Origin of the sequence: Bacillus silvicola (assembly GCF_050524305.1) — a bacterium.
In the GTDB taxonomy this organism is placed as follows: Bacteria; Bacillota; Bacilli; order Bacillales; family Bacillaceae_G; genus Bacillus_A; species Bacillus_A cereus_AT.
Genome location: NZ_JBNGVC010000012.1, coordinates 1,173,462 through 1,197,767 on the forward strand (window position 1 = coordinate 1,173,462; position 24,306 = coordinate 1,197,767).

A 24,306-nucleotide genomic window follows, 5' to 3' on the forward strand; every position below is an offset into this window, starting at 1 on the left:
AGCTCCTTCTGCTTTAGAAGGAGCTTTATTTTGAGTTACTCTCTATCTTCATTACGCTCTTGTTGTTTTTGCTTTGCCATACGTTTTTGATACGCACGATCCTTTGCGCTCACATGATTTGCATCGGTTGGAAGGTTTTCTTTTGAACGTCCAATACCATTACTCATCTGTTCCACTCCTTCTTATGTCTTTCAAAATACACCCTTATTTTCAGCTAGAGGCACAATCCTTATACAAAAAAAAATAAGAGCAGCCATTGGCTACTCTTACTTACTCACTCACATATTTTTGAAACATATCATGGATGCCTTTATTTACGAGGTTCGAGATCTGCTCGTCAGATTTATTCGGATAACGATCACGCAATCTGATAGATGCCTTCACCATTAAATTTTCTAATACAGAACGGCCACCTTCTCCATAAATAATTTCAGCGTACTTAACAAGCCTACCATCCTCTAGTGTTGCTGGATTATGATTGAAGAAAAATTTACTCATTGTCTCCACCTCTCTTTGGTAACGTTTACATTTATATAGATTATTTATGTTATTTATTTCACAATATTGTATGCATGTATATTTAATTAGTTTCATTATAAAGCAACATATCGATAGTAAATATGTGATTTTCCGTCCATTTTGTGAACAAAACAAAAAATGAAAGCGTTTCCTTTATTATATACTAAAAAAACTTACTACGCTAGGGGCAATTTTTTCAATCTACTAATCCCTCAAAAAGTGATTTATTTTTTCTTTTCCCATTAAACCTTATACAATTTTCAGAAATTATATTATAAAATATATATATGACTTAAGGAGGCTGTATATGAATCAAAATAAAAAAGCTATATTAGATCTTGTCTTTTATCTCGTATTCCCATTCCTCATTTGGAAATTCGCAAAACCTTATATCGATCCTTATTACGCGATGTTAATTTCCTCTGCTCCGGGGATTATTTATACACTGTATACCTTTAAGAAAGAAAAACAGTTTAACATAACAGGGTTCTTTATTTTAATTACACTCATTTCTAATACAACAGTAGATTTATTATCTGGATCAGCTGAACGAATGTTGTGGAACGATGCGTATTATCACATCGTACTCGGTATTATCGTTATATGTACAATCTTTATAAAAAAACCACTGATGTTATATTTCGCTGCAGACATTGCTGCGTTGCAAGGTCATGACCGCGATAAAAGTCGTGAGCTTTACCGAGATAGCCGTATATATCCAGCACTGCAATATTTAACACTATTTTTCGGTCTTCAATTTATATTAAAAAGTTTCTTAAAAATCTATTTCATCTCTGTTTTCGGTGTAGATGGATATGGTGAAATGAGAGCTATTATGACCGCTGTTGGGTGGGGCATTTCTATTTGTATTGGAATTGGATTTGTATGGGTAAACAATAAAATACATGCAGTTACGGAGGAAAAAGAATCCGTACAGTAAATGAAAATCCCCTAGTAGTATGATACTACTAGGGGATTTTCATTTTGCTACACATATTACGAAAGAGTTAACTTGATTTTTTTCTTTTATTTTTTACGTTTCGATAAAACAAAGCTGCACTAAGCGGCATCACACCAAACCACTTATTCATAAATGGCTCTTTTTCAGCACGGCGCTGTTCTTTCTTTTGTTTACGATCCTCTTTTGGAGCATCCATATACGACACAAATTGCTGTGTCACAAAGCGTACATAATCATTAGTAGACATATTATCATCACCTCTACTTGATTAGTATGTCCACTTTTTTATTCATTAATCTTTTCCTTTAATTCATTCATGATTTGCTTTACCGACTTACTTGTCGTATCGATATGAATATGTGCCTCTTCATAATAAGCTCGGCGTGATTCGAATTTCGTTACAAATGCATCTATATTTTTCTTCTGAAATAGTGGACGTGTCGTATCTTCACGAAGCCTTTCTGCAATTACATGTGGATCACAATATAAATATATGACAGTTCCATTTTCCTTCATCCACTTTCGATTTTCCTCTCGTTCAATAATCCCTCCACCAGTTGTAATAATTACATTCTGAACCGGTAGTGAACGTAACATTTCACTTTCACATTCCCGAAAAGCCATTTCGCCTTCTTCTGCAAAAATATGCCGAATTGCCTTCTCTTTCTTCTCTTCGATTTTTTGATCTGTATCTACAACATCGATATGAAGTTCTTTACTTAACGCTTTTCCAATTGTTGTTTTCCCGGCTCCCATATAGCCAGTTATGTATATAGATTTCATTTTCGTTCCTCTCAATCATCCGTTATTATTTGTTATTATAACGAAAGTTGTTGCTTTATTTAATAAAAAAACGTTTTGTTCTTCTTATACTATGAAGAACAAAACGTAACATACTCGCTATTTTCTCGCAATCAAACAAGCTGGTCACTTTTACTTATAAGTACCTCTTCTCACCCACTGCGTCGCAATCCACTTCTCACCTTTCGTAACAGGTGCCCCTCCATGTAACGTAAGCTCATTTAGTGATTGGTCTTGATAGAAATACTCAAAGTATACTGCCATTCCCTTTCTAGGATGCACAGAAAGATTTAATTTCGGAAAGAATGTTTCCCCGCCTTCTTCTACATCATTTAAGTATATGACAAGCGTACTAATACGATTATTAGCAGCTGATCTACTATGTTCCGCAAAATAATCATAGTGCGCTTTATATTGTTGATCCACTTCATAATTTAAAATGTGTAATCCTTCTCCATGCGACGCAGGAACATTCATGATAGATGAAATTCGTTTTTCAATCTTCTCAGTAAGTTCATTATCGTCCAAAAATGCACCACGACTCGTTCGAATATCATTTACATCACGTGATGAACCAACTTTTGAACGTGCTAACTTACTTTTAGACAATTCAATTAATTCGTCGCATTCTTCATCACTTAATACATTTCCTAACACGACAATAAGAGGCTCTTCGAATTTTGAAATAATTTGTATTTCCCTATCCTCTGTCATAATCGTATTTCCTTTATGATCAAAAATAGTTTGTTCCTTATTTTCACCTATTTGATTGTTATTTGTCATTTCCTTATCTCCCTAGAAAAAATGATTGGATAGCATGAATATATCATATTCTTTCTACCTTTCTCTTTTTTGAGAAAATTTAAACTTTTGACTATCGTTTTATCCCTTTCCTCAAAGAAATTAACTCACTCCACAATAGGAATTAGTGGTTCTCTCCCGCTTATTTTACACACTATCCTTCTACCCAATCAAATATTTTATTATCCCTTTTCCTATAGCGAAAGCTCACTGTATAGAAAACTCTCTGCTTTGTAACACATTGCAACGAAATGATAATAACATCATTTTCAAAGATGTACTTTCCACTCACTTCTCCTCTTTCATACTGAAACAAAAAAATATCCTCTTTTTCTTTTTGCTGTAAGTCTCTTTTTATATCTGAAATAGCTCGATCAATAAGTTCCTCCATGAAAAAATTTTGTTCTATTTCAGCATAAAATTTTTTATCCAAAAGTAACATATTCGTTTCGCACATCAAAAAAGAAATTAATAAAATAAGAAAAATAATTGTTCCTGGCATTGCAAATCCATCTTGTTTTCTCATGTTTCTGTCTCAATTTCACTATAGCGTACAACCACGCCTTCATATATTTCACCACCTATATCTTTCACACGTATATATAGCAACTGAGGTGTTAATTTATACGAAATCGCTTCAATCCTTTGTAATATAACTTCCCTTCCACGCATATTTACTTTTCTTATTAAATTACTATTCACTTTTTCATACGTCACCTCATCATCATTACGAAGTTGGAAACGCAAAATATTCCCATCATTTTCTCGTTCTATCTTCCTCCCACTTATTACTTCACGAAACTCTAATTGCATTTGCCCTAAAAACACATCCCACTCCCAGTCATTTAATCCTTTTGAATGTGTATTTTCTACCCCCATAATATGAAGACGCGGTAAAATTAAAAAGAACATCGATAAAAGCAACAAACATGCAATCATTTCTATTAATGTAAATCCCGCTTCCTTTTTATCTTTGTTCTGCATAAAGGCATTGCTCCATCGCTTTTCCTCTCATATCTTTCCACACCGCACAAACTTCATCTCCTCTCCAATATGTGTAATATACAATCCCTTTTATGACTTGCTCTTTTTCTCGCTTTTCCCCATCCTCATACTTAAACAAGGCCGCTTCTTTTTTTAATAATATTAATGCTTTATAGCTCATGTTTATATTTTTTCTTTCCTGCATAATTAATAATGTTTGCGGGAGTAATAACGATACCGCCACCATTATTAAACTTAACGCTACAACCATTTCAACCATTACTGATCCTTTTTGACACTTCACGATACGTAAATCTCCCTCTTCCAAGCTGAAATACAATCTCATATTTATACCCTTGATAGGAAAGTAAAATCGTACCACCTCTATTAATATTTCCGCTCGGATTATATGTCATTGGATTTGGAAAGGTATGCAAATCAAATTGGATATCTTTATTGTATTCTCTCTTAACAATTAAAAAATCCGTCTCTGATTCCGAAATATAATACATCTGTTTCCCTTTAAACCAGCGTAACGTATAATGTTTTTGACGCTTAATTGCCAACTGCTGCATATACAAAACATCATTTGAAAACTGTTTTAAAAACTGCTCAACTCTTTGTTTTTCATGTAATGAAGTAACGTTAAAATGCGTAACAACACTCAGTACAGAAATAGCAAATAAGACAAGTAGCATCTCTAAAAGAGTAAAACCTTTTTGCTTCACGATTTCCCTGCTGATACCGTGCCATCATCAGAAATATGGATTGGTTTACCTTTCGGACATTCATCAACAGCAATATATTTTTTAGTTTTTAATTCCTCGATTGTAGGTATTTTATTATTTTCGAGTTGATATGCCTGTATTTGTGCTTCTACAGATTTCACGTAGGCTTCACACCCTTTTTCCTGCACCGAGGATCGCTGCTTAACTACATTTGGAATAATTAATAGTAATAATACAGTTATGACAACCATAACTAACAACATTTCTAAAAGAGTAAAACCTTCTTCATTCTGCATGTAAATGCCCCCTAAATAGAATTCATCATTTGAAACATCGGCATAATCATCGCTAAATACATCAGAATGACTATAACCCCAAGACATGTAAATAAAATAGGTTGAATCACAAATAACATACGTTTAATTTTTTGTTCTACCTTTTCAATAATGAGCTCACTGTAATCACCAAGCTCATTTGCTAAATTACCGTTTGCTTGTCCATGCGTAATGATATAAGAAAGTTCTTTCTCGTAATAACCGTTTTTATCAATAATAGATTGTAACGGTTCTCCTGCAATTAATTGCCGCTTAATTCGGGCTGCTTCATACTGAAAGAACGGATGATACTTTTGCTTCATCATTATTGTTAATGCTTCGTGTACTGACAATCCACCGTGTAATAAACCACTTAATTGAGCGGAAAAATAATGCGAATGATTTAAAATAAGAAATGTTTTCATAAGGGGAATACGGATCATAATCTTTACCTTTTGAGTAGGCGGAAGTTTCCGAAAATAAAATATATATAAACTAAAGCCTGTTATAACGATAAGAAAAATGCTATAAATGAAGTAGGGTAATAATTTAATTGCAACTAAAATTTGTTCCGTAAGTGGTGGTGCTGTAGAATGTAAAGAACTATACATCATTTCAAACTGAGGCAATAAAATGAGGTTAAAAACAGAAAGCATAATCATTAAAAAGAACGATAAAAACATAGGATATCGTATTACTTTCATCATATCTTTCCTATATTTATCCTTCTTGTAAAGAAGTACACTCCCTTGTCGCAAAGCAAAAGACATGTCACCATGTCGCTCTGCATAAAACAAATAACTTAACACCTCAGGGTGAAACATTAATTGGTGAAAAGAAGCGTGCAAACTTTGTCCATTTTGCAATCCCTCGATCATACGCTGTAGCTGTAGTTTCTTCCCTAATGGTAGTTGCAACTGCAAAAATTCTAACGCCTGCAAAAGTGAGTAACCTTTCTCTAATAAATCACTTAATCTTTTCCATAATAATGCTTGATCACTTAAACTCCATTTTCTCTTAAACATATACATCTTCTTCTAAAAATCCTAAAGCATACCCTTTTCGAACCGATGATTCCAACGTTTCATAGTGATACGTAACATGTTCTCCACTTGCTTCTTTAATCGCTTGTTTTAATTCATATCCATATAACAGTTCATAAATACTTGCCTGTCTCACTTGCCTCATTGATTTACATAAAGTTGAACACTTCCCTCTGCAAAATGGACATTTTAATTCGACGAGCCGCTGAGCAGCTACTGCTAATAATGATTGTTCAATTTCTTGCCTTGTAATACCATAATCCATGAATCGTAGTATCGCTCCTTTCGCATCATTTGTATGCAAGGTTGTCATTACTAAATGTCCCGTCAAACTGGCCCTTATAGCTACTTTTGCTGTTTCTTCATCACGAATTTCGCCAACTAAAATAATATCTGGATCATGACGCAAAATAGCCTTTAATCCCGTTTTATATGTGATACCAGCTTTTTCGTTTATTTGAATTTGTAATAAACCGTCTTTTCTTTGCTCAACTGGATCTTCCAGTGTAATGATGCGACGTGTTTGCCATTTTCTAGCTACTTCTAATAACGCATACATTGTTGTTGTTTTTCCAGAACCAGTCGGCCCAGTAAATACGAGTAACCCATGCGAATGCTTTAAAAAAGAGAGTAATTTTTCCGCTGAACTTGGAAATAACGAAAGGTGAGACAACGGCTGAGCAGATACTTGTAAATGGAGACGAATAACGAGACTTTCTTGATATACTGTTGGAAGTGTTGAAAGGCGTAAATACACTTCTGATCCATCAATTTGCAAATATAATGAACCATTTTGAGGCTTTCTCCTCTCTCCTATATCCATTGATGCTAAAAACTTAAAGTGCGAAACAAGCTTTTCTCCAAATTCCTTTTCAATACACCGTTTCGTAATTAAATCTTTTCCTATCCGTAATTGAATCGCCACATCCTTCTGCCTGGGCACAATATGTAAGTCCGATGCTTGCACCCCACAAGCTTCTTTCATAATCATATTTGCAAAAAGCTCGATACCATTCATCAAATTTCCCTCCTCACCATGTATATATCATGAAAAGCTGCAAAACAAAAATTAGCAATTTTTTATTTTCACTAAGATAAAAAGGGAAAATATGTTTGTGAAATTATGAACAATTTCCGAATTATTGTCTGAAATTACCTATATAGAAGTTTATCTGTATTATAATGTTAATATCTTGGATAAAGTGATAAAGGTGGAGATCCTAATGGAACAAGCTTTAAAAATTACAGGTGTGTTATCTGACCCTACTCGTTATTACATTTATAAATATATTTCTCAAAAGCATAGTTACGTAACTGTACAAGAAATAGCAGATGAGTTTGACATTCATCCAAACGTAGCTCGTTTACATTTATCTAAATTAGAAGATGTTAATATGCTAAAATCAGAAACAAAAAAAACTGGGAAAGGCGGCAGGCCAAGCAGACTATACGTCTTGTCTCAAGATGTCATCCAGTTACAATTCCCATTTCGCGATTATCAATTATTAGCACAGATAGCATTTAATTCACTGCTAAGCTTAGGTAGCGCTGGTGAAAAAGCGCTATATGAAACAGGGAAACAATTCGGCAAAGAATTAATGCAACAACATATGCATCGCTTAAATGTAAGTGCAGAAGCATTGACGGTAGAACAAAAAATGCAAATCGCAAAAGAAGCATTCTCAACAGCTGGTTTATCTCCTGCTTTTGAAATAAGTACGGATGGTACAAAAATTTTCTATGATGTACACAATTGCCCATTTAAAGAAGTTGCTGCGCATCATCCAACTGAAATTTGTAATATGCACGGAGATATGATGAAGGGAATTTTTGAAATCCTATTCCCGAACGTAGAATTAACTCGAAACGATAGTCTACTAGATGGATGCAAATCTTGTAACTATAAAGTGAAACTTTAATCAGTGGAGGTTTTGTTCTTCCCCTACTGATTATTAGCCCGCACCAATCGGGCGTTTACGGACTGCCCGACTCCCACCTAACTTCTTTGCTCAAGCCGAATTTTGAGGTGGGAGTTTTACTGCCCGGCAAATAGCGGGATAAAGTTCAAATTTAGTTTTTCAACTAAGAAGAAGTCAATATTATAATTGGCTTCTTTCTTTTATATGAATGAATATTTACAATAGTTAGAAAAATAAACTATAATGAATAGAGGTTTTACTTTTTTAGAAAAGGAGGGAGATGGCATGGAGCGCATGTTTCGCGTTCTCGGCTTTTGGACTGGAATTTTCTCGGTTATGTTTTACGTAGGGGATATGCATTCGACCGCACTACTATTTTTAGGACAAACAGGATTTTTCGTACTTTTAAGCTATTTAAAATTAACAGAGCGTATGTATATATACGTATTCGGGGCATATTTAACCGTTTTCTTCATCGGATTTACATACTACACGACGTTTTTACTTGTCCCTGGAGCTGGACATTAAAGGGTGGCGCAATTTGCCATCTTTTTTTAATTCCGTAATTTCCTAGTTGACTTATAGGTTTTATTACCTTATATTCTATATAACAGATTGGAATTAGGGGGAATTATCATGAATACACTGCTTGTCGGAATTAACGTTGCAGTCATGCTCATTTTAGTTGGCGTATTATATTATATGCAACGTAAGCATGTATCTTTTAATAAACGTGTATTTACCGCTTTAGGAGTCGGAATTATATTTGGTCTTATATTACAATTTATTTATGAGCCTACTTCTACAGTAATTATTGAATCAAATACTTGGTTTGGTTTAATCGGTAACGGTTATGTGAAATTGCTTCAAATGATCGTTATGCCACTTATTTTAGTATCTATTATTTCAGCATTTACAAAATTACAATTAACGAAAAACCTTGGTAAAATCAGTGGTCTTATTATCGGCATTTTAATTCTTACTACAGGTATTGCTGCAGCTGTCGGTATCGCAGCAAGCGCAGGATTTGATGTATCAGCAACAGGATTACAACAAGGCGATGCAGAATCTGCTCGTCTGAAATTAGTAGAAGAAAGATTTACTTCTATTGAAAAGACAACAATTCCAGACAAATTATTAGAACTGTTGCCTACAAATCCGTTTCTTGATTTAACAGGTGCTCGTCCAACATCAACAATTTCTGTTGTAATATTTGCAGCATTTATCGGTATTGCCTTTCTCGGTGTAAAAAGAAAGCATCCAGAACAAGCGGAGCTATTTAAAAAGATGCTTGATGCTGTATATGCAATCGTAATGCGTATGGTAACGTTAATTTTACGTCTTACTCCATACGGCGTATTAGCCCTTATGGCAAAGACAGTTGCTGGTAGCGATATAAATGCTATTTTAAAACTTGGTAACTTCGTGTTAGCATCTTACGTAGCTCTTATCGTAATGTTTATCATTCACTTATTATTAATCGCACTATCTGGTTTAAATCCAATTCAATATTTGAAAAAAGTGTTCCCTGTATTAACATTTGCATTCACATCCCGCTCTAGCGCCGGTGCAATGCCATTAAATATTGAAGCACAAAAAGAAAAACTTGGTATTTCTGAAGGCATCGCTAACTTCGCAGCATCCTTTGGGGTATCTATCGGTCAAAACGGTTGCGCAGGTATTTATCCAGCAATGCTTGCTATGATGGTCGCTCCAACTGTAGGAATTGATCCATTACAACCACAATTTATTTTAACTTTAATCGCTGTCGTTGCTATTAGTTCATTCGGTGTTGCCGGCGTTGGTGGCGGTGCAACATTCGCAGCATTAATCGTATTATCTACAATGAACTTACCAATCGGTATTGTCGCTCTAGTTATCTCAGTTGAGCCATTAATCGATATGGGGCGTACAGCTCTTAACGTAAGTGGTTCTATGACAGCTGGTCTTATTTCTAGTAAATGGCTTGGTGAATTAGATCAAGATACGTACAATCAAGATGATGTAAAAACTGGTGAGATTGCTTCATAATAAAAAAAGACGCTAACAATTTATACTGTTAGCGTCTTTTTTATTATGTTCCATCTCTATACATCTTATCTTGAAAGTTATCACTCCAAGTATTCTTCTAGTTGCTCTTTTAACTCCTCTTCAATCTCATAGTAAGATCCATCAACAAGTTCCCCTATTTTCTTACTCCCCAAAATTCTCGATTGAATTGGCATCCCTAAAAAAACATTTTCGCATTTCCAAATTGGAATGATATAAAATTCAATCATCTCCTCTTCTTCATCTAATACCGCTATGGAAACTGATGAACAATAGTCCGCTTCAAAGGGATTCTCCTTATCCCTTGCAAATTCCATACATAATTTCATGTTTTTTTCTATGTATACATGTGAATACTCTTCAAAAAGTTCAAGTGATATTCGCTCTATTTCATTCTCCATACATTGAATCTTCTCTTTCAACTCCAATGTAAGCTCCTGTGCTTTATATTTCATTTCCGCCTCCTTAAACATAGAAAAAGAGAATACAATAACATATTCTCTTTTTCTCAAATATATTTCATTATCTCACAGCCCGTCCCTTTCACAAATAACCATTTTGCTCGCACCATGTATGAAATTGTCCTACGTCTACTCCAACTAATACGATATCCTTTAGCTCTACATCAATACTTTGTTCTCCAATTACAATAGCAAAGTGGGATTCTAATTGTTTTTCGTTTTTCTTTACAGTTCCAATTCGGTTCCGATACGGTCCGTCTTTTATATATGCTTTTTGTCCTACAATATCAAAGTTCAAGATTCTCACCTCTTTTACTGCGCTCAAATTGGAAATACAATCTCCACCTCGAAAAATTTCCTTTCATTGCACTATTTCTCTATATATATGACGAAACAATAAAAGAGTCCTTCCTTCTTTACAATTATTTTTTCTTTGTTTCATTTTTATGATTGAAACGTAAAGTTTATAATAAAATACACTTGGAAGCGCTTTCTGTGCAATTTTTTATGTTATAATATAAAAGTAGAACTTCGTAAAGAGGGTTAAAAAATGAATACAAACATGATTAAAAAAGTAATTGAAGCATTAAAAGTATATGGCTTTCAGGATGTATCATTCTGTGAAGAAACGAAGCAATTCTTATTTCATAACGAAACCGATATTATGAGCGGCTATGCAAAAATAACATATAGTAGTCAATTCGAAAAATTCAACGTACAAATTCATCCAATTGAAACACATCACCAAGCAGAGTTACAAGAGGTTGAAAGACATATACAAGCTTGCATACGAAAAGTAGAGTATTTAAATGCACTTCTTACTGGACAAACAAAGCTAGATGATAAAATTATTATTATGTAAAAAAAAGAACGTGATATCCTCACGTTCTTTTTCTTTATATTTTCATTTTTTCTTTCAGTTGTAATCCTGTAACGGATTGTAATACATCCATTACCTCTCCAAAAGTCATATCAAAAATCGTTTTATCTTCTATGTACGGGAATTGTTTAAAACGCTTTTCTAACATTTTCACTGCATCCGATGTGAAATTTGCGCTATCAATGCCAAATTCTGTTTCAAGAAGCACGATCCAATCTAACACGTGAAAACCTAATCCATTTACGAATGAAATAAGTTTTTCTTCTGGCTGTGAAGCTAAGAATACGTTTCGCTCCATCTCACTAAATAGTTCTTCTCCTAAAATTTCTGCTAACTCATCATCATGTTCGCGTTCAATAATCTCTTCGTAACCGTAATCATCAACAAGCTCTTCTACTTCTTCGCTCTCCTCACAAAGCAATTGGCTAAGAAGTGCATCTTTCTTAAATTCACTGTTTTGTACAACTTCTAAAAAACTTGTTTCCCATCCATTTTCTAATTTCATATGTATAACTCCTTTATATACTTTACTTATCATCACTGTACCCAAAAGATCACTTTTATAACCTTTAGGTAATTACTATTATTCCATATGATTTATAACATAAGATGCAAACTCAGCTGCATCTCCTTCAAAAACATTAACCTCTGGCAAATGGTAAAACGTTGTTTGGAGCGGGTTTCCTTCATGATACATATATACCTTTTTCTCTAGCGCAATCGCCATTCCAAGCTCTGTATGACTTCCGTTTCCGCCATCTAATATAAGAGCCTGTTTATAGTCTTATCTTTTTATTAAAATAGCGAGAAATCCTAGGACAACCATTTGTTTACTTGTTTCTAGTTTTCTCTCTACATTTTTGAACAATCGTCTGTATTTTTCTAACCAAGCAAATGAGCGCTCTACGATCCATCTTTTAGGGATCACTTGAAATTGATGCAATTCGGACCGCTTGGCAACTTGTACTTCAGCATTCAATAGCTTTTGAATTTCTTTTTGAAACTTTTCTCCTGTGTACCCACCATCCGTGAGGATGGCTTCTATGGTTTCTTTCAATTCAGGATATTGCTCGTACATTTCGAGTGCGCCTTTTCGATCTGTGACATTGGCAGTGGTAACATGGATTGCATGGGGAAATCCAAGAATATCTACACTGATATGTCGTTTAATACCAGAAACTTTCTTACCACCATCATAACCTTTTTGTTCAGCCGTATCTGCATTCTTAACACTTTGGGCATCGACAATATTAAAGCTAGAGCTTTTGGGGCGATTCACTGCTTCCCTTATTTGCCCAACAATTTTTTTAATAAGGTCTCTAATAGACTACTACCTTCGGCATTGGATTTACTCCATTTTGCATAGTAGCGGTAAACATTTTGCCATTTGGGATAATCTTTTGGTAAAGCACGCCACTGGCAGCCTGTACTCAGAACATAGAGTAGTGCATTGAACACATCATAAAGGTCATACTTTCGCGGACTTGTGCGTTTGCTAAACGTTTCTAGTTCCTCACGAATGATCTCGAATTTTTCACGGCTGATATCACTTGGATAAGACATACACTCATCTCCTGTTTTTGCATACATCCTAACATATTTATAAGACTATAAACAGGCTCTAAGTAAAAAGACATCTGCTTCTCGGATCGCTTTTTGTTCTTCTTCACCAATTTTTTGCAATTGTTCTCTATTAGTTGCTCTTTCATTTTTCGTCCAATCATATGTATGATGCCATCCTACTTCTTTCAACTGGCTTGATACGAAACGTACAAGATGCTTATTTTGAAATCCCGAAGCAATATAAAATTTCATCTATATCCACTCCTTATATAAATGGGGAAACTCCGTTTTAGCGTTAATAGGATTTTTTTCAAAAAAAATCCCCATCTTTAGAACTTATTTGCGTTTAAATGATGGGGTGCTTCATGGTCTTCTTTTATTTTTTGTTTTTTATAACTTTCATCAGCTAACATTTCTAGTTCAGCTGTTATCTCTGATTTTTCAAGCTCTCGTTCTTGTGAAAATTTCCTTGAAATATAAACAATAACACTACCAACGTACAACACAAAGCATATAATAAGTGCAGTATTTTCATAGAGACTTAGCTCCAACACAGTCACTCCTAATCCATTCGTATTTTCACGCTTCATTAATTGGAATTTCCCTATTAACCATTTGTTATTGTAACATAAAAATATCAATTCTTGGAATCTTTCAGCCTACTAAAAGAGGCATGATTGTTTCATCATGCCTCTGAAATATGGTGAATGATTGTTTTAATCGCTTCTTTTCCATTGTATTTTTTTAATGCTGTTTTATACGCCTCATTATTTTGATGCAACTCTTCGACATGCTTTATAAGAGATTTCACAGTTACATCTTCTTCATACAATACGGAGGCATATCCTTGCTTTTCGAAGGACTCTGCATTTAAAATTTGATCTCCACGACTGGCAAATTTTGATAGCGGAATTAAGACCATTGGCTTTTGTAATGTTAAAAACTCAAAAATCGCATTGGAGCCCGCACGTGAGATAACAAAATCTGTTGCCGCTAATACATCTGGTAACTCTCCATGTACATATTCAAATTGTTTATATCCTTCTTTATTTTGTAAACTTTCATCAAGATTACCTTTTCCGCAAAGATGAATAATTTGATACTTTTTAAGAAGTTCTAGTAACGCTTCTCGAACCGTTTCATTAATTTTCTTTGCGCCCAAACTTCCTCCCATGATTGTAATAACTGGCTTTTTACGTGAAAAACCTAAAAACGCTACACCTTTTTCACGATTTCCCTTTAACACTTCTTCACGTACAGGAGATCCCGTATATATTACTTTTTCTTTCGGTAAATGTTTCGCTGCTTCTTCAAACGTAACAAATATTTTCGAAGCGAAACGGAGCGCAATTTTATTTGCTAGTCCCGGCGTCATATCAGATTCATGTAATAAAACTGGTACTCTATTTAGCCACCCTCCAATTACGACTGGTACAGATACGAAACCGCCTTTTGAAAAAATTACATCCGGTTTTAATTTTCGAATCCTTACATACGCATCCATAACACCCTTCATTACGAGAAAAGGATCTTTAATGTTTTTCAAATCAAAATAACGGCGTAGCTTCCCGCTCGCAATACTATAATACGGAATGCCTTCCTTTTCTATAATCGTTTTCTCAATCCCTTGATGAGAACCAATATAAGAAATGTCCCAATTCTGTTCTTGTAAATATGGAATAATGGCTAAATTAGGTGTTACATGTCCTGCCGAACCGCCACCTGTAAAGACTATTTTTTTCATACGTCTCCCCCTTCTACACTATAGTACACTAAAATACCTTGCCTCAGGGTGAGAAAATACCATAGCCGTTACAGACGCTTCTGGCTCCATCATAAATCCTTCTGTTAATGTAATGCCTATTTCCTCTGGTTGAATTAAACGGAACAATTTTTCTTGGTCAGCTAGTTCTGGACAAGCTGGATAACCAAAGGACACACGTATTCCTCTATATTTCGTGCGGAAACGTTCTTCCATCGTCAATTCAGGTGAATCTGGAATTCCCCAACGATCGCGAATGAGCATATGTGTTTTTTCAGCAAGTCCTTCTGCTAATTCAAGCGCTAACGATTGAATGGCGTGACTGCGTAAATAATCACCTTTCGCCTTCCACTCTTCAGCAATGTCCCGAACTCCTTCCCCAACAGTAACAGATAAGAAAGCCACATAGTCCATCTCATCTCCAATAGGGCGTAAATAATCACCTAAAGTACGATATGGTGCTTTTCCTTGTCTTGGGAATGTGAAACGCTCTATAATACGCGTATGATCTTCTGGGTCATATATTACAATGTTTTGTCCGTCGCTTTGCGCTGGGAAAAATTGATACACGGCTTTCGGTTTTAACCAAGATTGTCCTTCTCGCAATAATTCGTCTATTAAATCATTTAATTCGTGCGCTCTTTTGTCTCCCTCTTTCAAAAGCTTCTTCACATTTCCTTTTAATCCAAGGTGATGTCCAAGGAGCATTTGTCTATTTAGAAACGGAGCAAGATGTGCAACGGGTATATCACGTAATACAATTCGTTTTGTTGAGTCCGGCACTATAACCGCCGATTTTGGCAATGGCTCAATTACTGCTGGAATTTCTACTTTTTTCTCTTCTTTTGTTACGATATGAAGATGACGTTCTTTTTTATCCTGTTTCATCTTCTCACGCTCTTCTTCTTTTTGAAGCTTATTAATAATATCAAGACCTGTCATTGCATCACTCGCATAACATACGAGCCCTTTATATGATGGAGAAATACGATTATCTGTGAACTTTCTCGTTAGTGCTGCGCCACCTACAACAATTGGAATATCAATATTCGCCGCTTTTAGATCTTCAGCAGTTGTTACCATTTGTTGTGCCGACTTTACTAACAGGCCAGAAAGACCAATAATATCAGGTTTCTTTTCTTGTACTTCTTGAACGATTCGATCCGATCGGACATTAATTCCTAAATTAATAATTTCATATCCGTTATTCGATAAAATAATTTCAACAAGATTTTTCCCAATATCATGTACGTCCCCTTTAACGGTCGCTAATAATACTTTCCCTTTTTTCGCACTTTCGCTAGATTCCATATGTGGCTCTAAATAACTTACAGCAGCTTTCATACTTTCAGCACTTTGCAATACTTCAGCAACGATCAGCTCATTATTATTAAATAATCGTCCCACCTCATCCATTCCTGTCATAAGTGGACCATTAATAATATCAAGAGGTTTTCTTCCTTCTGCAAGTGCGAGACTTAAATCTTCGTGTAATCCTTGTTTCGTACCTTCTACAATATAGTTGGCTAGTCGTTCATCAAGCGTAAGCGTTTCTTGTACAATAACATCTTTCTTTTTCGCCACGCGATAAAAGTTTGTAAATTCTTCTAACGTCTCTTTCGTCGTTTCAAATAATAACGCATCCGCAAGACGCTTTTCTTCCTCTGGAATTGACGCATAGCGCTCTAATTTTTCCGTATTAACAATCGCGTAATCTAACCCTGCTTTCGTTGCATGATATAAAAAGACAGAATTTAATACTTCACGTCCAGCTGGTGGTAAACCAAACGATATATTACTCACGCCTAAAATCGTTAAACATTCTGGTAACGCTTCTTTTATAAGACGAATTCCTTCTATCGTCGCTGCTGCTGAACCGATATATTCTTCATCGCCTGTCCCTACAGGAAACACGAGCGCATCAAATATAATATCAGACGGACGTATACCATACTTCTTTGTAAGTAATTCATAGCTTCTTTTCGCAATTTCTATCTTTCGTTCTGCACTAACGGCCATACCATCTTCATCAATTGTTCCGACAACTATAGCAGCACCGTATTTTTGAAGAAGAGGTGTCACTTTCTCAAAACGCTCTTCTCCATCCTCTAAATTAATAGAGTTGATAACAGCTTTTCCTTGAATATAAGTAAGAGCTCTCTCCATCACATTTTCATCTGTTGAATCAATCATAATCGGTACTTTTAACACTTTCGTAACTTCTGCCAAGAAATTTTCCATATCTTCTATTTCATCACGATCAGGGTCCGCCATACAAATATCAATAATGTGAGCATTTTTCTTCACTTGTGCTCTTGCCACTTCAGCGGCCTCTTCAAATTTCCCTTCTGCTACTAATCGTTTAAATTTACGCGATCCAATAACATTCGTTCTTTCACCTACAAATAAAGGTCTCATAGAATCATCATACTGCAATGCCTCTAATCCACTAATTCCATGCCCTTCTCGTTCATGATGTTCACGCGGATTAAGAGTTGCTAGCGCTGCTTTCATTGCTCTTATATGTTCTGGTGTTGTACCACAACAACCACCAATAATGTTAACCCAACCTTCTTCGGCAAATCGCTTTACTTTTTCCGCGAGAGAAGATGGAGATTCATGATAATGTCCATCTTCATCAGGAAGACCTGCATTTGGATAGCAAGAAATATAACACTCCGATAAATTAGATAATGAACGAATATGTTCCCTCATAAATTCCGGACCAGTCGCACAGTTTAATCCAACCGATAACGGCTTCATATGCTCTATCGATAAATAAAAGGCTTCTATCGTTTGACCCGCTAAAGTCGTTCCCATCGGTTCAATCGTTCCAGAAATCATAATAGGAACCGTTTTATTTAGTTCATCAAAAGCTGCTTGAATTCCAATATAAGCAGCTTTCACATTACGCATATCTTGACTCGTCTCCACAAGTAATACATCAATTCCGCCCCTCAATAACCCTCTCGCCTGCCTTGTATAGGCTTCAATCAGTTCCTCAAATGTAACTCCTCCTGTAACACTAATCGCTTTCGTTGTCGGCCCCATCGCACCTGCAACATATACTTCCTTCCCGCTTTCTTTAACAGCTTGCTTCGCCAATAGTGCTGCCTTTTCATTTAGTTCTTCATCTAAATGAGACAACTCATAATCACTTAATACGATATTCGTCGCACCAAATGTATTTGTTTCAATGATGTCAGCTCCAGCTTCAATATAAGCTTTATGAATCTTTAAAATAACATCTGGTCTTGTTTCTACTAAATATTCATTACACCCTTCGTACTCTTCTCCTCCGAAATCTTCCGCAGTTAAGTCCTCTTGCTGTATCATCGTCCCCATTGCACCATCTAATATTAGAATGCTATTTTGTAATCTTTCTTCTATACACTTCATCAATTAATACCCTCTTTCACTTCTTGCTTTTCTCTTACATATTTCACGAGATGTTCTGTAATTTCATATTTTAAAAATGGTGTAATAAGATAAACACCGTTAAAGTATTTCATTGCCGTATCGATTAACTCTTGTGAAATACGAATCCCTTCCTCAATAGCCGACTCTTTCGTTTCGTGCCCATCCATTCTCTCTCGTATTTCTTCAGGAAGAGTAATACCTGGCACCTCAAAATGAAGAAAATCTGCATTCCGCTTACTTACTAAAGGCATAATTCCAATAAAGATAGGTTGTTCCAAATGCTTTGTCGCTTCATACACTTCCTCAATTAACGCTATATCGTAAATTGGCTGAGTTAAGAAATATTCCGCTCCGGCATCTATTTTCCGTTCCATTCGCTTAACCGCTGCTTTTAAATGTCTTACATGCGGATTAAACGCACCGCCGACAGAAAATCTTGTTGCTGGGCCAATTGATTTCCCTAAAATGGAACGCCCGTCGTTCATTTCTTTAATCATTTTAATTAACTCAATAGAGGACAAATCATATACAGAAGTTGCACCTGGGAAATCGCCAACACGCGCTGGATCACCAGTTAAAGCTAGCACTTCCTCCATCCCTAACGCCGATAAACCTAATAAATGAGATTGTAGCCCAATGACGTTATGGTCTCTACACGTTAAATGAGTCAATACTGGAATATCATGCTTCGTTAATAATGCACCCATTGCCATATTAGAAACGCGAGGCGATGCTAGTGAATTATCTGCTAGAGTAATAGCGTCTGCCCCAGCTCTTTTCAATGCTCTTGCCCCTTCAAAAAAACGCTGCGTGTCTAATGTTTTCGGTGGGTCTAGTTCCACTACAACTGTCGTTTGTTTCTTTGCTTTCTCTGCTAGAGTGACGTGAGATTTCGAACGTTTCTCGTGTGTATGAACTACTTTTGGTCTTTGAATCGTGTCCTTTTCTATTACAGGCGTAACATTTAGAGTAGCACGCTTCATACTTTCAATATGTTCTGGAGTAGTACCACAACAACCACCCAATAACCGAATACCTTGCTCAATAAATTTCGGTGTCATCGCTTCGAAATAAGCCGGACTTCCCTCATATACGTAACGTCCCTCCACATAATTCGGGAGACCTGCATTTGGATATGCTGACAAGTAGCCATTTTGAGGAATCGATATCATTTTAAAAGCTTCCGTCATATGAAGTGGTCCTAGTTGGCAGTTCAATCCAACAACATTCGCACCGTAATCTAAAAGCTGTTTTAATATTTCATTTACATCATTTCCATTTTGAGTCGTACCTGCCTCATGTAACGCTAATTGGGCTACAATTGGAATATTCGTTTGTTTTCGTAACACCTTAACAGCATGAAGTAATTCAAATTCATCATAGAAAGTCTCTAATAGCAATCCATCAACCTGTTCTTCTAATAAAGCACCTGCCTGCTCAAGTAACATAAACTCCCTTTCCATATCAGTTGTTGTAACAGCTCCGATATGTTTCATACCACCAATTGTTCCTAAAATTGCATTTCTTTCTGTAACAGATGCTTTCGCAATCTTCACTGCTGCTTTATTAATTTGAACAACTTGATTCTCTAAGCCATACATACGTAATTTCGCTTCATTTGCCCCATACGTATTCGTTTGGATAACATCCGCTCCAGCAGCTACATATTGTTTATGAATCGATATAATTAAGTCCGGATCAGACAAATTCAATTCTTCAAAACTACTTTGTAAACCATGCGAATGTAATAATGTTCCAACTGCACCATCACCTATTACAATTCCTTTTGATAATAAATCTAGTAATTTCACGAATCTCCCTCATTTCTATCAATATAAAAACCCCCTCTTCACTTTGAAGAGGGGGACATAATTATTCCTCCTCTTATTATGCAAAACATTCGTTTTGCAGGTATTAGCACCGTTTCAAACATTTCGTTTGAAGGTTGCCGGGTTTCACAGGGCCTTTCCCTCCACCGCTCTCAATAAGAGTTGTCTTTATTATTTTATTTATGTAGCTAAAAGGAAATGCGTTCCCCTTTTAATAATGTTTGTTAATTTTTTATAAATTTAGCATGCACAAATATAAAAGTCAATGACACTTGCGGGAAAATAAAAATTATTTAAAATAAAGTTGCAATTCAATTAACTTTTGTTGTAAAGTTAAAAACATAATAAAAATTTCATACGAACATTCTTATCTAGAGAGGTAGAGGGACTGGCCCTATGACGCCTCAGCAACCATTAACAATTTGTTAATAAGGTGCTAATTCCAGCAAACTGTTAAAGATTTGACAGATGAGAAGAAGACTCTATTCAATCCGAAAGCCTTCTTCTTAGAAGGCTTTTTTTATTTTATATTCAACTACTCGTTCAATTTAAAAAGGAGGAATTTTCACATGTCAACTATCGAAACAAAACTAGCACAAATCGGAAATCGTAGCGAAACCACAACAGGAACTGTTAATCCACCCGTTTATTTCTCAACCGCTTATCGTCACGAAGGACTTGGTAAATCTACCGGCTTTGACTATTCACGAACTGGAAATCCAACTCGTGGTCTTTTAGAACAGGCAATCGCAGACTTAGAATATGGCGAACAAGGTTATGCCTGTAGCTCAGGAATGGCCGCTGTTCTCCTCGTCCTTTCACTATTTCGTTCCGGAGACGAACTTATTGTGTCTGAAGATTTATACGGGGGCACTTATCGATTATTTTCTGAGCATGAAAAAAAATGGAATGTTCGATGTAGATACGTAAATACACAATCTATTAAACAAATTGAGAAAGCTATCACAACTGAAACGAAGGCTATTTTCATAGAAACGCCGACTAATCCATTAATGCAAGTTACTGATATTGCCACTGTCGCAAGTGTAACGAAAAGACACGGACTACTTCTTATTGTAGATAACACATTCTACACTCCTTATATACAGCAACCATTAACAGAAGGTGCCGATATCGTACTTCACAGTGCAACGAAGTATTTAGGCGGGCATAACGATGTACTAAGCGGACTTGTCGTGGCAAAAGGAAAAGAACTTTGTGAAGAAATTGCTCATTATCATAATGCCTCCGGTGCTGTCTTAAGCCCATTTGACTCATGGCTATTAATTCGTGGTATGAAAACTTTAGCGCTTCGCATGAGACAACATGAAGAAAATGCGAAAGCCATTGTTGCTTATTTAAATGATGAAGACGGTGTGACAGATGTATTTTATCCAGGAAGAGGCGGTATGATTTCGTTTCGCCTTCAAGATGAAACATGGATTAATCCATTCTTACAATCTTTATCCTTAATCACATTTGCTGAAAGTCTTGGTGGTGTAGAGAGTTTAATGACTTATCCAGCAACGCAAACGCATGCTGATATTCCTGAAGAAATCAGAACGGCAAACGGTGTATGTAATCGCCTTCTTCGGTTCTCCGTCGGCATTGAAAATAGTAACGATTTAATTCAAGACTTAAAGCAAGCCATTAAACTTGTAAAAGAAGGTGTAAGAATATGAGTTATTCTATCGATACACTCTTACTACACAACCAGTATAAACATGATACTCAAACAGGAGCTGTTAACGTTCCCATTTATAACACATCAACATTTCACCAGTTTGATGTAGATACTTTTGGCAAATACGACTATAGCCGATCTGGAAATCCAACTCGTGAAGCTCTGGAAGATATCATTGCTTTATTAGAAGACGGAACAAAGGGGTTCGCCTTTGCATCAGGCATTGCAGCGATTTCTACTGCTTTTCTACTGCTTTCACAAGGCGATCACGTACTCATTTCAGAAGACGTATACGGAGGTACTTACCGGATTATAACTGAAGTTCTCTCTCGTTACGGTGTTTCACATACATTTGTTGATATGACCAATTTAGAAGCAATAAAACAAAATATCAAATCGAATACGAAGCTCTTTTATGTAGAAACACCATCTAACCCACTTTTAAAAGTAACAGATATTCGCGAGGTTTCTAAACTCGCAAAATCTATTGGTGCTCTTACATTTGTTGATAATACATTTTTGACACCACTATTCCAGAAGCCGCTTGATCTTGGCGCCGATGTCGTTCTTCATAGCGCCACAAAATTTATTGCTGGTCATAGTGATGTTACTGCCGGATTAGCAGTCGTAAAAGATGCTGAACTCGCTCAAAAACTTGGATTTTTACAAAATGCATTTGGCGCTATTTTAGGTCCTCAAGATTGTTCTCTCGTACTTCGCGGCCTAAAAACATTGCATGTACGTCTTGAGCACTCAGCTGCAGGTGCCAATAAAATTGCACATTATTTACAAGAGCACTCTAAAGTCCAAAATGTCTATTATCCTGGATTACAATCACATCTTGGCTATGATATTCAACAATCTCAAGCAACATCAGCTGGGGCTGTCCTATCTTTCACTTTACAATCAGAAGATGCACTCCGCCAATTTTTATCGAAAGTTAAACTACCCGTTTTTGCGGTTAGTCTAGGGGCTGTTGAATCTATTCTTTCCTATCCCGCAAAAATGTCACATGCAGCTTTATCACAGGAGGCACGTGACGAAAGAGGCATTTCTAATTCATTGCTTCGCTTATCTGTCGGTCTTGAAAATGTTAACGATCTAATATCCGATTTTGAAAATGCTCTTTCTTACGTAGAAGAACCTGTAAATGCATAGAGAAAAAAGAAGATATGAAATTAAGTTATCATATCTTCTTTTTATGCTGTCTAGCATATTCATTTTAATGTTTTTTCTTTTTGTATAGTTCATTAAAAAATAAAAGTATATCATCTATTTCCAAGTAATGGATTTATTGATATATTAAGAAATAAAAAGGGGTAAAAATAATGGATACTTGTGCAGATATTTTAATCGTTATCGATTTACAAAATGGGGTATGTTATAGCGGAGAACATTTATTTGATTTACAAAATTTACTTACAAAAGTAAATAAAAGAATTTCTTCATATAGAAAATCAAATAAACCAATCCTTTTTGTCCAACATTGCGATGATGATTTAGTACCCGAAAAAGAACTTTGGGCTATTCATACCGATCTAGATGTTCAAGAACAAGATTTTTTTGTAAGTAAAACACATGCCAATTCATTTTATAAAACAAACTTAAAAGAGATTTTAGATCAATTATCTGTACATCGTATTGAATTTTGTGGTGCCCAAACAGAGTACTGTATGGATGCTACAATTAAATTTGCCCACGGACTGAGATACGAAAATTTCATGGTACAGAAAACAACCTCTACGTTAAACAATCCATTTATGTCCGCAAAAGAGACAATTGATTTTTATGAGAATATATGGAATCACAGATTTTTAACGTTGATAAAAGATGAGCTCTAGAATAAATGACTCATAACTTGATCATTCTAAGATTTATCAGCTACACTCAAATATTTAATCATCACCATAAGGAAGCTGATTATAATCAGCTTCTTTTAACCTGTTTTATATTCTATATATATCATTATAATTCCTTTGTCATATTATTTTAAAAATTTCGTATATTCATTTGAAAGAATAAGAAAATCATGATAAAATTGTGTTACAAATATATCTATATCTTTCAATTTTTAAAACGCATCAAAATTTTCACCCAAAAGTGTCATTTTACAAAACCGTACAAATTTATCTATTTTATTTACATCAGGGTCTCTTTTCTTACAATTTCTTTACTTTAGGACTTTTTTTCTGCAACAACTGTTTTCTTTTCTTTAATTTTTTGGTATGTATAGTATGGTATAACAGCTCACACGGAGGTGGAAAAGAACATGTTAGAAACCTTTCAAAAAGAAATAGAACTATATGAAAGCAATGCAGAATTATTGAAAGTGCTTGCTCATCCTGTTCGCTTATGTATTGTAAAAGGATTAATTGAACGTGGCCCAAGCAATGTTTCTACAATGTACACTGGCTTAAACATGCCACAATCTACAATTTCACAGCATTTAGCAAAGTTAAAAAGTGCTAAAATCGTTTCTAGTGAAAGAAAAGGATTAGAAATTTACTACAAAGTAGAAAACGAAACAATTATTCAACTCGTTCGTGTATTATTAGGTTAGGGACTAATAGACAGAGAAAAAGGACGTA

General features: G+C 35.5%; 29 protein-coding genes, 3 pseudogenes and 2 riboswitches. Of the genes and pseudogenes, 10 read left to right on the forward strand and 22 right to left on the reverse strand.

Annotated elements, in window-relative coordinates:
- Positions 1–35: 35 nt before the first annotated feature.
- Positions 36–167, reverse strand: a complete 132-nt coding sequence (locus ACP6L7_RS18010; protein ID WP_000064668.1) for a hypothetical protein — start codon at positions 165–167, stop codon at positions 36–38.
- Between the two features lie 103 nt (positions 168–270).
- A complete protein-coding gene (locus ACP6L7_RS18015; RefSeq protein WP_071747114.1) occupies positions 271–498 on the reverse strand; it encodes a hypothetical protein in 228 nt (75 codons plus the stop codon).
- A gap of 70 nt (positions 499–568) precedes the next feature.
- Here ACP6L7_RS18015 and ACP6L7_RS18020 point away from each other — a divergent pair.
- Positions 569–686, forward strand: a pseudogene (locus tag ACP6L7_RS18020) (GTP pyrophosphokinase).
- Between the two features lie 140 nt (positions 687–826).
- A complete protein-coding gene (locus ACP6L7_RS18025) occupies positions 827–1,459 on the forward strand; it encodes a VC0807 family protein (protein ID WP_097830704.1) in 633 nt (210 codons plus the stop codon).
- Positions 1,460–1,526: 67 nt separating this feature from the next.
- Here ACP6L7_RS18025 and ACP6L7_RS18030 read toward each other — a convergent pair whose 3' ends face one another.
- From ACP6L7_RS18030 to comGA, 10 genes are all read right to left on the reverse strand, one after another.
- Positions 1,527–1,727, reverse strand: coding sequence for a YqzE family protein (locus tag ACP6L7_RS18030; RefSeq protein WP_000106081.1), 201 nt, complete (start codon positions 1,725–1,727; stop codon positions 1,527–1,529).
- A 38-nt stretch (positions 1,728–1,765) separates the two neighbouring features.
- Positions 1,766–2,263 (reverse strand): shikimate kinase, encoded by a 498-nt coding sequence (locus ACP6L7_RS18035; RefSeq protein WP_097830703.1) that lies wholly within the window; start codon positions 2,261–2,263, stop codon positions 1,766–1,768.
- A 150-nt stretch (positions 2,264–2,413) separates the two neighbouring features.
- A complete protein-coding gene (locus ACP6L7_RS18040; RefSeq protein WP_097830702.1) occupies positions 2,414–3,064 on the reverse strand; it encodes a 2OG-Fe(II) oxygenase in 651 nt (216 codons plus the stop codon).
- Positions 3,065–3,236: 172 nt separating this feature from the next.
- Positions 3,237–3,608 carry a competence type IV pilus minor pilin ComGG gene (gene comGG / locus ACP6L7_RS18045; protein WP_097830701.1) on the reverse strand — a complete coding sequence of 124 codons (372 nt, stop codon included), beginning with the start codon at positions 3,606–3,608 and terminating at the stop codon, positions 3,237–3,239.
- Positions 3,605–4,066, reverse strand: a complete 462-nt coding sequence (comGF, locus tag ACP6L7_RS18050) for a competence type IV pilus minor pilin ComGF (RefSeq protein ID WP_097830700.1) — start codon at positions 4,064–4,066, stop codon at positions 3,605–3,607. Before comGF ends, comGG begins: the two co-directional genes overlap by 4 nt.
- Positions 4,050–4,346, reverse strand: a complete 297-nt coding sequence (locus ACP6L7_RS18055) for a competence protein ComG (RefSeq protein ID WP_097830699.1) — start codon at positions 4,344–4,346, stop codon at positions 4,050–4,052. Before ACP6L7_RS18055 ends, comGF begins: the two co-directional genes overlap by 17 nt.
- Positions 4,339–4,794, reverse strand: coding sequence for a competence type IV pilus minor pilin ComGD (comGD, locus tag ACP6L7_RS18060; RefSeq protein ID WP_097830698.1), 456 nt, complete (start codon positions 4,792–4,794; stop codon positions 4,339–4,341). The genes ACP6L7_RS18055 and comGD overlap by 8 nt, the downstream gene beginning before the upstream one ends.
- On the reverse strand, positions 4,791–5,090 hold the full coding sequence (gene comGC / locus ACP6L7_RS18065; RefSeq protein WP_002145747.1) for a competence type IV pilus major pilin ComGC: 300 nt from the start codon (positions 5,088–5,090) through the stop codon (positions 4,791–4,793). Before comGC ends, comGD begins: the two co-directional genes overlap by 4 nt.
- Positions 5,091–5,101: 11 nt before the next feature.
- On the reverse strand, positions 5,102–6,139 hold the full coding sequence (gene comGB / locus ACP6L7_RS18070) for a competence type IV pilus assembly protein ComGB (RefSeq protein WP_430529349.1): 1,038 nt from the start codon (positions 6,137–6,139) through the stop codon (positions 5,102–5,104).
- Positions 6,126–7,169, reverse strand: coding sequence for a competence type IV pilus ATPase ComGA (gene comGA, locus ACP6L7_RS18075; protein ID WP_097830696.1), 1,044 nt, complete (start codon positions 7,167–7,169; stop codon positions 6,126–6,128). The genes comGB and comGA overlap by 14 nt, the downstream gene beginning before the upstream one ends.
- Before the next feature lie 205 nt (positions 7,170–7,374).
- Here comGA and ACP6L7_RS18080 point away from each other — a divergent pair, with 205 nt between their 5' ends.
- The 3 genes from ACP6L7_RS18080 to ACP6L7_RS18090 all read left to right on the forward strand — a co-directional run bounded on the left by ACP6L7_RS18080 (position 7,375) and on the right by ACP6L7_RS18090 (position 10,101).
- Positions 7,375–8,070 carry a helix-turn-helix transcriptional regulator gene (locus ACP6L7_RS18080; protein WP_097830695.1) on the forward strand — a complete coding sequence of 232 codons (696 nt, stop codon included), beginning with the start codon at positions 7,375–7,377 and terminating at the stop codon, positions 8,068–8,070.
- Between the two features lie 285 nt (positions 8,071–8,355).
- Entirely contained in the window at positions 8,356–8,598 is a 243-nt protein-coding gene (locus tag ACP6L7_RS18085; protein ID WP_000440713.1) for a DUF2626 domain-containing protein, read from the forward strand.
- A 108-nt stretch (positions 8,599–8,706) separates the two neighbouring features.
- Complete coding sequence (locus ACP6L7_RS18090; RefSeq protein ID WP_097830694.1) at positions 8,707–10,101, forward strand: L-cystine transporter; 1,395 nt, start codon at positions 8,707–8,709, stop codon at positions 10,099–10,101.
- Between the two features lie 80 nt (positions 10,102–10,181).
- Here the strand turns inward: ACP6L7_RS18090 and ACP6L7_RS18095 are convergent, their stop codons facing one another.
- A complete protein-coding gene (locus ACP6L7_RS18095) occupies positions 10,182–10,592 on the reverse strand; it encodes a hypothetical protein (protein ID WP_141533531.1) in 411 nt (136 codons plus the stop codon).
- Positions 10,593–10,662: 70 nt separating this feature from the next.
- A complete protein-coding gene (locus ACP6L7_RS18100) occupies positions 10,663–10,878 on the reverse strand; it encodes a DUF3912 family protein (protein WP_141533532.1) in 216 nt (71 codons plus the stop codon).
- A gap of 252 nt (positions 10,879–11,130) precedes the next feature.
- Between ACP6L7_RS18100 and ACP6L7_RS18105 the strand changes: the two genes are divergently transcribed.
- The gene (locus ACP6L7_RS18105; protein WP_001095549.1) at positions 11,131–11,442 is read left to right on the forward strand and encodes a hypothetical protein; all 312 of its coding nucleotides are present in this window, start codon (positions 11,131–11,133) and stop codon (positions 11,440–11,442) included.
- Positions 11,443–11,476: 34 nt separating this feature from the next.
- Here the strand turns inward: ACP6L7_RS18105 and ACP6L7_RS18110 are convergent, their stop codons facing one another.
- From ACP6L7_RS18110 to ACP6L7_RS18145, 8 genes and pseudogenes are all read right to left on the reverse strand, one after another.
- Positions 11,477–11,965: a hypothetical protein gene (locus ACP6L7_RS18110; RefSeq protein WP_141533533.1), complete on the reverse strand. Its 489-nt coding sequence runs from the start codon at positions 11,963–11,965 to the stop codon at positions 11,477–11,479.
- Positions 11,966–12,043: 78 nt separating this feature from the next.
- Positions 12,044–12,229, reverse strand: a pseudogene (locus ACP6L7_RS18115) (group-specific protein); the annotation flags it as partial.
- Positions 12,230–12,244: 15 nt separating this feature from the next.
- Positions 12,245–13,023, reverse strand: a protein-coding gene (locus ACP6L7_RS18120; RefSeq protein ID WP_430528891.1) for an IS5 family transposase whose coding sequence is annotated in 2 segments (ribosomal slippage) — positions 12,245–12,762 and positions 12,762–13,023 — 780 coding nt in all. Because the reading frame shifts where the segments join, the coding sequence is not laid out codon by codon here.
- A 60-nt stretch (positions 13,024–13,083) separates the two neighbouring features.
- Positions 13,084–13,275 (reverse strand): annotated as a pseudogene (locus ACP6L7_RS18125) (group-specific protein); the annotation flags it as partial.
- Positions 13,276–13,352: 77 nt separating this feature from the next.
- A complete protein-coding gene (locus ACP6L7_RS18130) occupies positions 13,353–13,613 on the reverse strand; it encodes a DUF3966 domain-containing protein (protein ID WP_083596079.1) in 261 nt (86 codons plus the stop codon).
- A 95-nt stretch (positions 13,614–13,708) separates the two neighbouring features.
- Positions 13,709–14,767 carry an undecaprenyldiphospho-muramoylpentapeptide beta-N-acetylglucosaminyltransferase gene (gene murG, locus ACP6L7_RS18135; RefSeq protein WP_430529350.1) on the reverse strand — a complete coding sequence of 353 codons (1,059 nt, stop codon included), beginning with the start codon at positions 14,765–14,767 and terminating at the stop codon, positions 13,709–13,711.
- An 18-nt stretch (positions 14,768–14,785) separates the two neighbouring features.
- Positions 14,786–18,184, reverse strand: a complete 3,399-nt coding sequence (gene metH / locus ACP6L7_RS18140; protein ID WP_097830688.1) for a methionine synthase — start codon at positions 18,182–18,184, stop codon at positions 14,786–14,788.
- Positions 18,184–20,016: a bifunctional homocysteine S-methyltransferase/methylenetetrahydrofolate reductase gene (locus ACP6L7_RS18145; protein ID WP_097830687.1), complete on the reverse strand. Its 1,833-nt coding sequence runs from the start codon at positions 20,014–20,016 to the stop codon at positions 18,184–18,186. The genes metH and ACP6L7_RS18145 overlap by 1 nt, the downstream gene beginning before the upstream one ends.
- A 70-nt stretch (positions 20,017–20,086) precedes the next feature.
- Positions 20,087–20,196, reverse strand: a riboswitch (SAM riboswitch).
- Between the two features lie 202 nt (positions 20,197–20,398).
- Positions 20,399–20,509, forward strand: a riboswitch (SAM riboswitch).
- Between the two features lie 94 nt (positions 20,510–20,603).
- Here ACP6L7_RS18145 and metI point away from each other — a divergent pair.
- The 4 genes from metI to ACP6L7_RS18165 all read left to right on the forward strand — a co-directional run bounded on the left by metI (position 20,604) and on the right by ACP6L7_RS18165 (position 24,278).
- Entirely contained in the window at positions 20,604–21,716 is a 1,113-nt protein-coding gene (metI, locus tag ACP6L7_RS18150; protein WP_097830686.1) for a cystathionine gamma-synthase/O-acetylhomoserine thiolyase, read from the forward strand.
- Positions 21,713–22,876, forward strand: a complete 1,164-nt coding sequence (gene metC / locus ACP6L7_RS18155; protein WP_097830685.1) for a cystathionine beta-lyase — start codon at positions 21,713–21,715, stop codon at positions 22,874–22,876. The genes metI and metC overlap by 4 nt, the downstream gene beginning before the upstream one ends.
- Before the next feature lie 170 nt (positions 22,877–23,046).
- Positions 23,047–23,559 carry a cysteine hydrolase family protein gene (locus ACP6L7_RS18160; protein ID WP_097830684.1) on the forward strand — a complete coding sequence of 171 codons (513 nt, stop codon included), beginning with the start codon at positions 23,047–23,049 and terminating at the stop codon, positions 23,557–23,559.
- Positions 23,560–23,987: 428 nt separating this feature from the next.
- On the forward strand, positions 23,988–24,278 hold the full coding sequence (locus ACP6L7_RS18165) for an ArsR/SmtB family transcription factor (RefSeq protein WP_000894375.1): 291 nt from the start codon (positions 23,988–23,990) through the stop codon (positions 24,276–24,278).
- The last annotated feature ends 28 nt before the right edge of the window (positions 24,279–24,306 follow it).

Coding starts and splice junctions, on each gene's coding strand:
- ACP6L7_RS18160 (WP_097830684.1), top strand. CDS start 23,047: ATGGATACTTGTGCAGATATTTTAATCGTTATCGATTTACAAAATGGG.
- ACP6L7_RS18080 (WP_097830695.1), top strand. CDS start 7,375: ATGGAACAAGCTTTAAAAATTACAGGTGTGTTATCTGACCCTACTCGT.
- metH (WP_097830688.1), bottom strand. CDS start 18,184: ATGAAGTGTATAGAAGAAAGATTACAAAATAGCATTCTAATATTAGAT.
- ACP6L7_RS18105 (WP_001095549.1), top strand. CDS start 11,131: ATGAATACAAACATGATTAAAAAAGTAATTGAAGCATTAAAAGTATAT.
- comGA (WP_097830696.1), bottom strand. CDS start 7,169: ATGAATGGTATCGAGCTTTTTGCAAATATGATTATGAAAGAAGCTTGT.
- ACP6L7_RS18165 (WP_000894375.1), top strand. CDS start 23,988: ATGTTAGAAACCTTTCAAAAAGAAATAGAACTATATGAAAGCAATGCA.
- ACP6L7_RS18095 (WP_141533531.1), bottom strand. CDS start 10,592: ATGTTTAAGGAGGCGGAAATGAAATATAAAGCACAGGAGCTTACATTG.
- comGB (WP_430529349.1), bottom strand. CDS start 6,139: ATGTATATGTTTAAGAGAAAATGGAGTTTAAGTGATCAAGCATTATTA.
- ACP6L7_RS18015 (WP_071747114.1), bottom strand. CDS start 498: ATGAGTAAATTTTTCTTCAATCATAATCCAGCAACACTAGAGGATGGT.
- comGF (WP_097830700.1), bottom strand. CDS start 4,066: ATGCAGAACAAAGATAAAAAGGAAGCGGGATTTACATTAATAGAAATG.
- ACP6L7_RS18040 (WP_097830702.1), bottom strand. CDS start 3,064: ATGACAAATAACAATCAAATAGGTGAAAATAAGGAACAAACTATTTTT.
- ACP6L7_RS18085 (WP_000440713.1), top strand. CDS start 8,356: ATGGAGCGCATGTTTCGCGTTCTCGGCTTTTGGACTGGAATTTTCTCG.
- metC (WP_097830685.1), top strand. CDS start 21,713: ATGAGTTATTCTATCGATACACTCTTACTACACAACCAGTATAAACAT.
- comGC (WP_002145747.1), bottom strand. CDS start 5,090: ATGCAGAATGAAGAAGGTTTTACTCTTTTAGAAATGTTGTTAGTTATG.
- murG (WP_430529350.1), bottom strand. CDS start 14,767: ATGAAAAAAATAGTCTTTACAGGTGGCGGTTCGGCAGGACATGTAACA.
- ACP6L7_RS18030 (WP_000106081.1), bottom strand. CDS start 1,727: ATGTCTACTAATGATTATGTACGCTTTGTGACACAGCAATTTGTGTCG.
- ACP6L7_RS18010 (WP_000064668.1), bottom strand. CDS start 167: ATGAGTAATGGTATTGGACGTTCAAAAGAAAACCTTCCAACCGATGCA.
- ACP6L7_RS18055 (WP_097830699.1), bottom strand. CDS start 4,346: ATGGTTGAAATGGTTGTAGCGTTAAGTTTAATAATGGTGGCGGTATCG.
- metI (WP_097830686.1), top strand. CDS start 20,604: ATGTCAACTATCGAAACAAAACTAGCACAAATCGGAAATCGTAGCGAA.
- ACP6L7_RS18130 (WP_083596079.1), bottom strand. CDS start 13,613: ATGAAGCGTGAAAATACGAATGGATTAGGAGTGACTGTGTTGGAGCTA.
- ACP6L7_RS18025 (WP_097830704.1), top strand. CDS start 827: ATGAATCAAAATAAAAAAGCTATATTAGATCTTGTCTTTTATCTCGTA.
- ACP6L7_RS18035 (WP_097830703.1), bottom strand. CDS start 2,263: ATGAAATCTATATACATAACTGGCTATATGGGAGCCGGGAAAACAACA.
- comGG (WP_097830701.1), bottom strand. CDS start 3,608: ATGAGAAAACAAGATGGATTTGCAATGCCAGGAACAATTATTTTTCTT.
- ACP6L7_RS18110 (WP_141533533.1), bottom strand. CDS start 11,965: ATGAAATTAGAAAATGGATGGGAAACAAGTTTTTTAGAAGTTGTACAA.
- ACP6L7_RS18090 (WP_097830694.1), top strand. CDS start 8,707: ATGAATACACTGCTTGTCGGAATTAACGTTGCAGTCATGCTCATTTTA.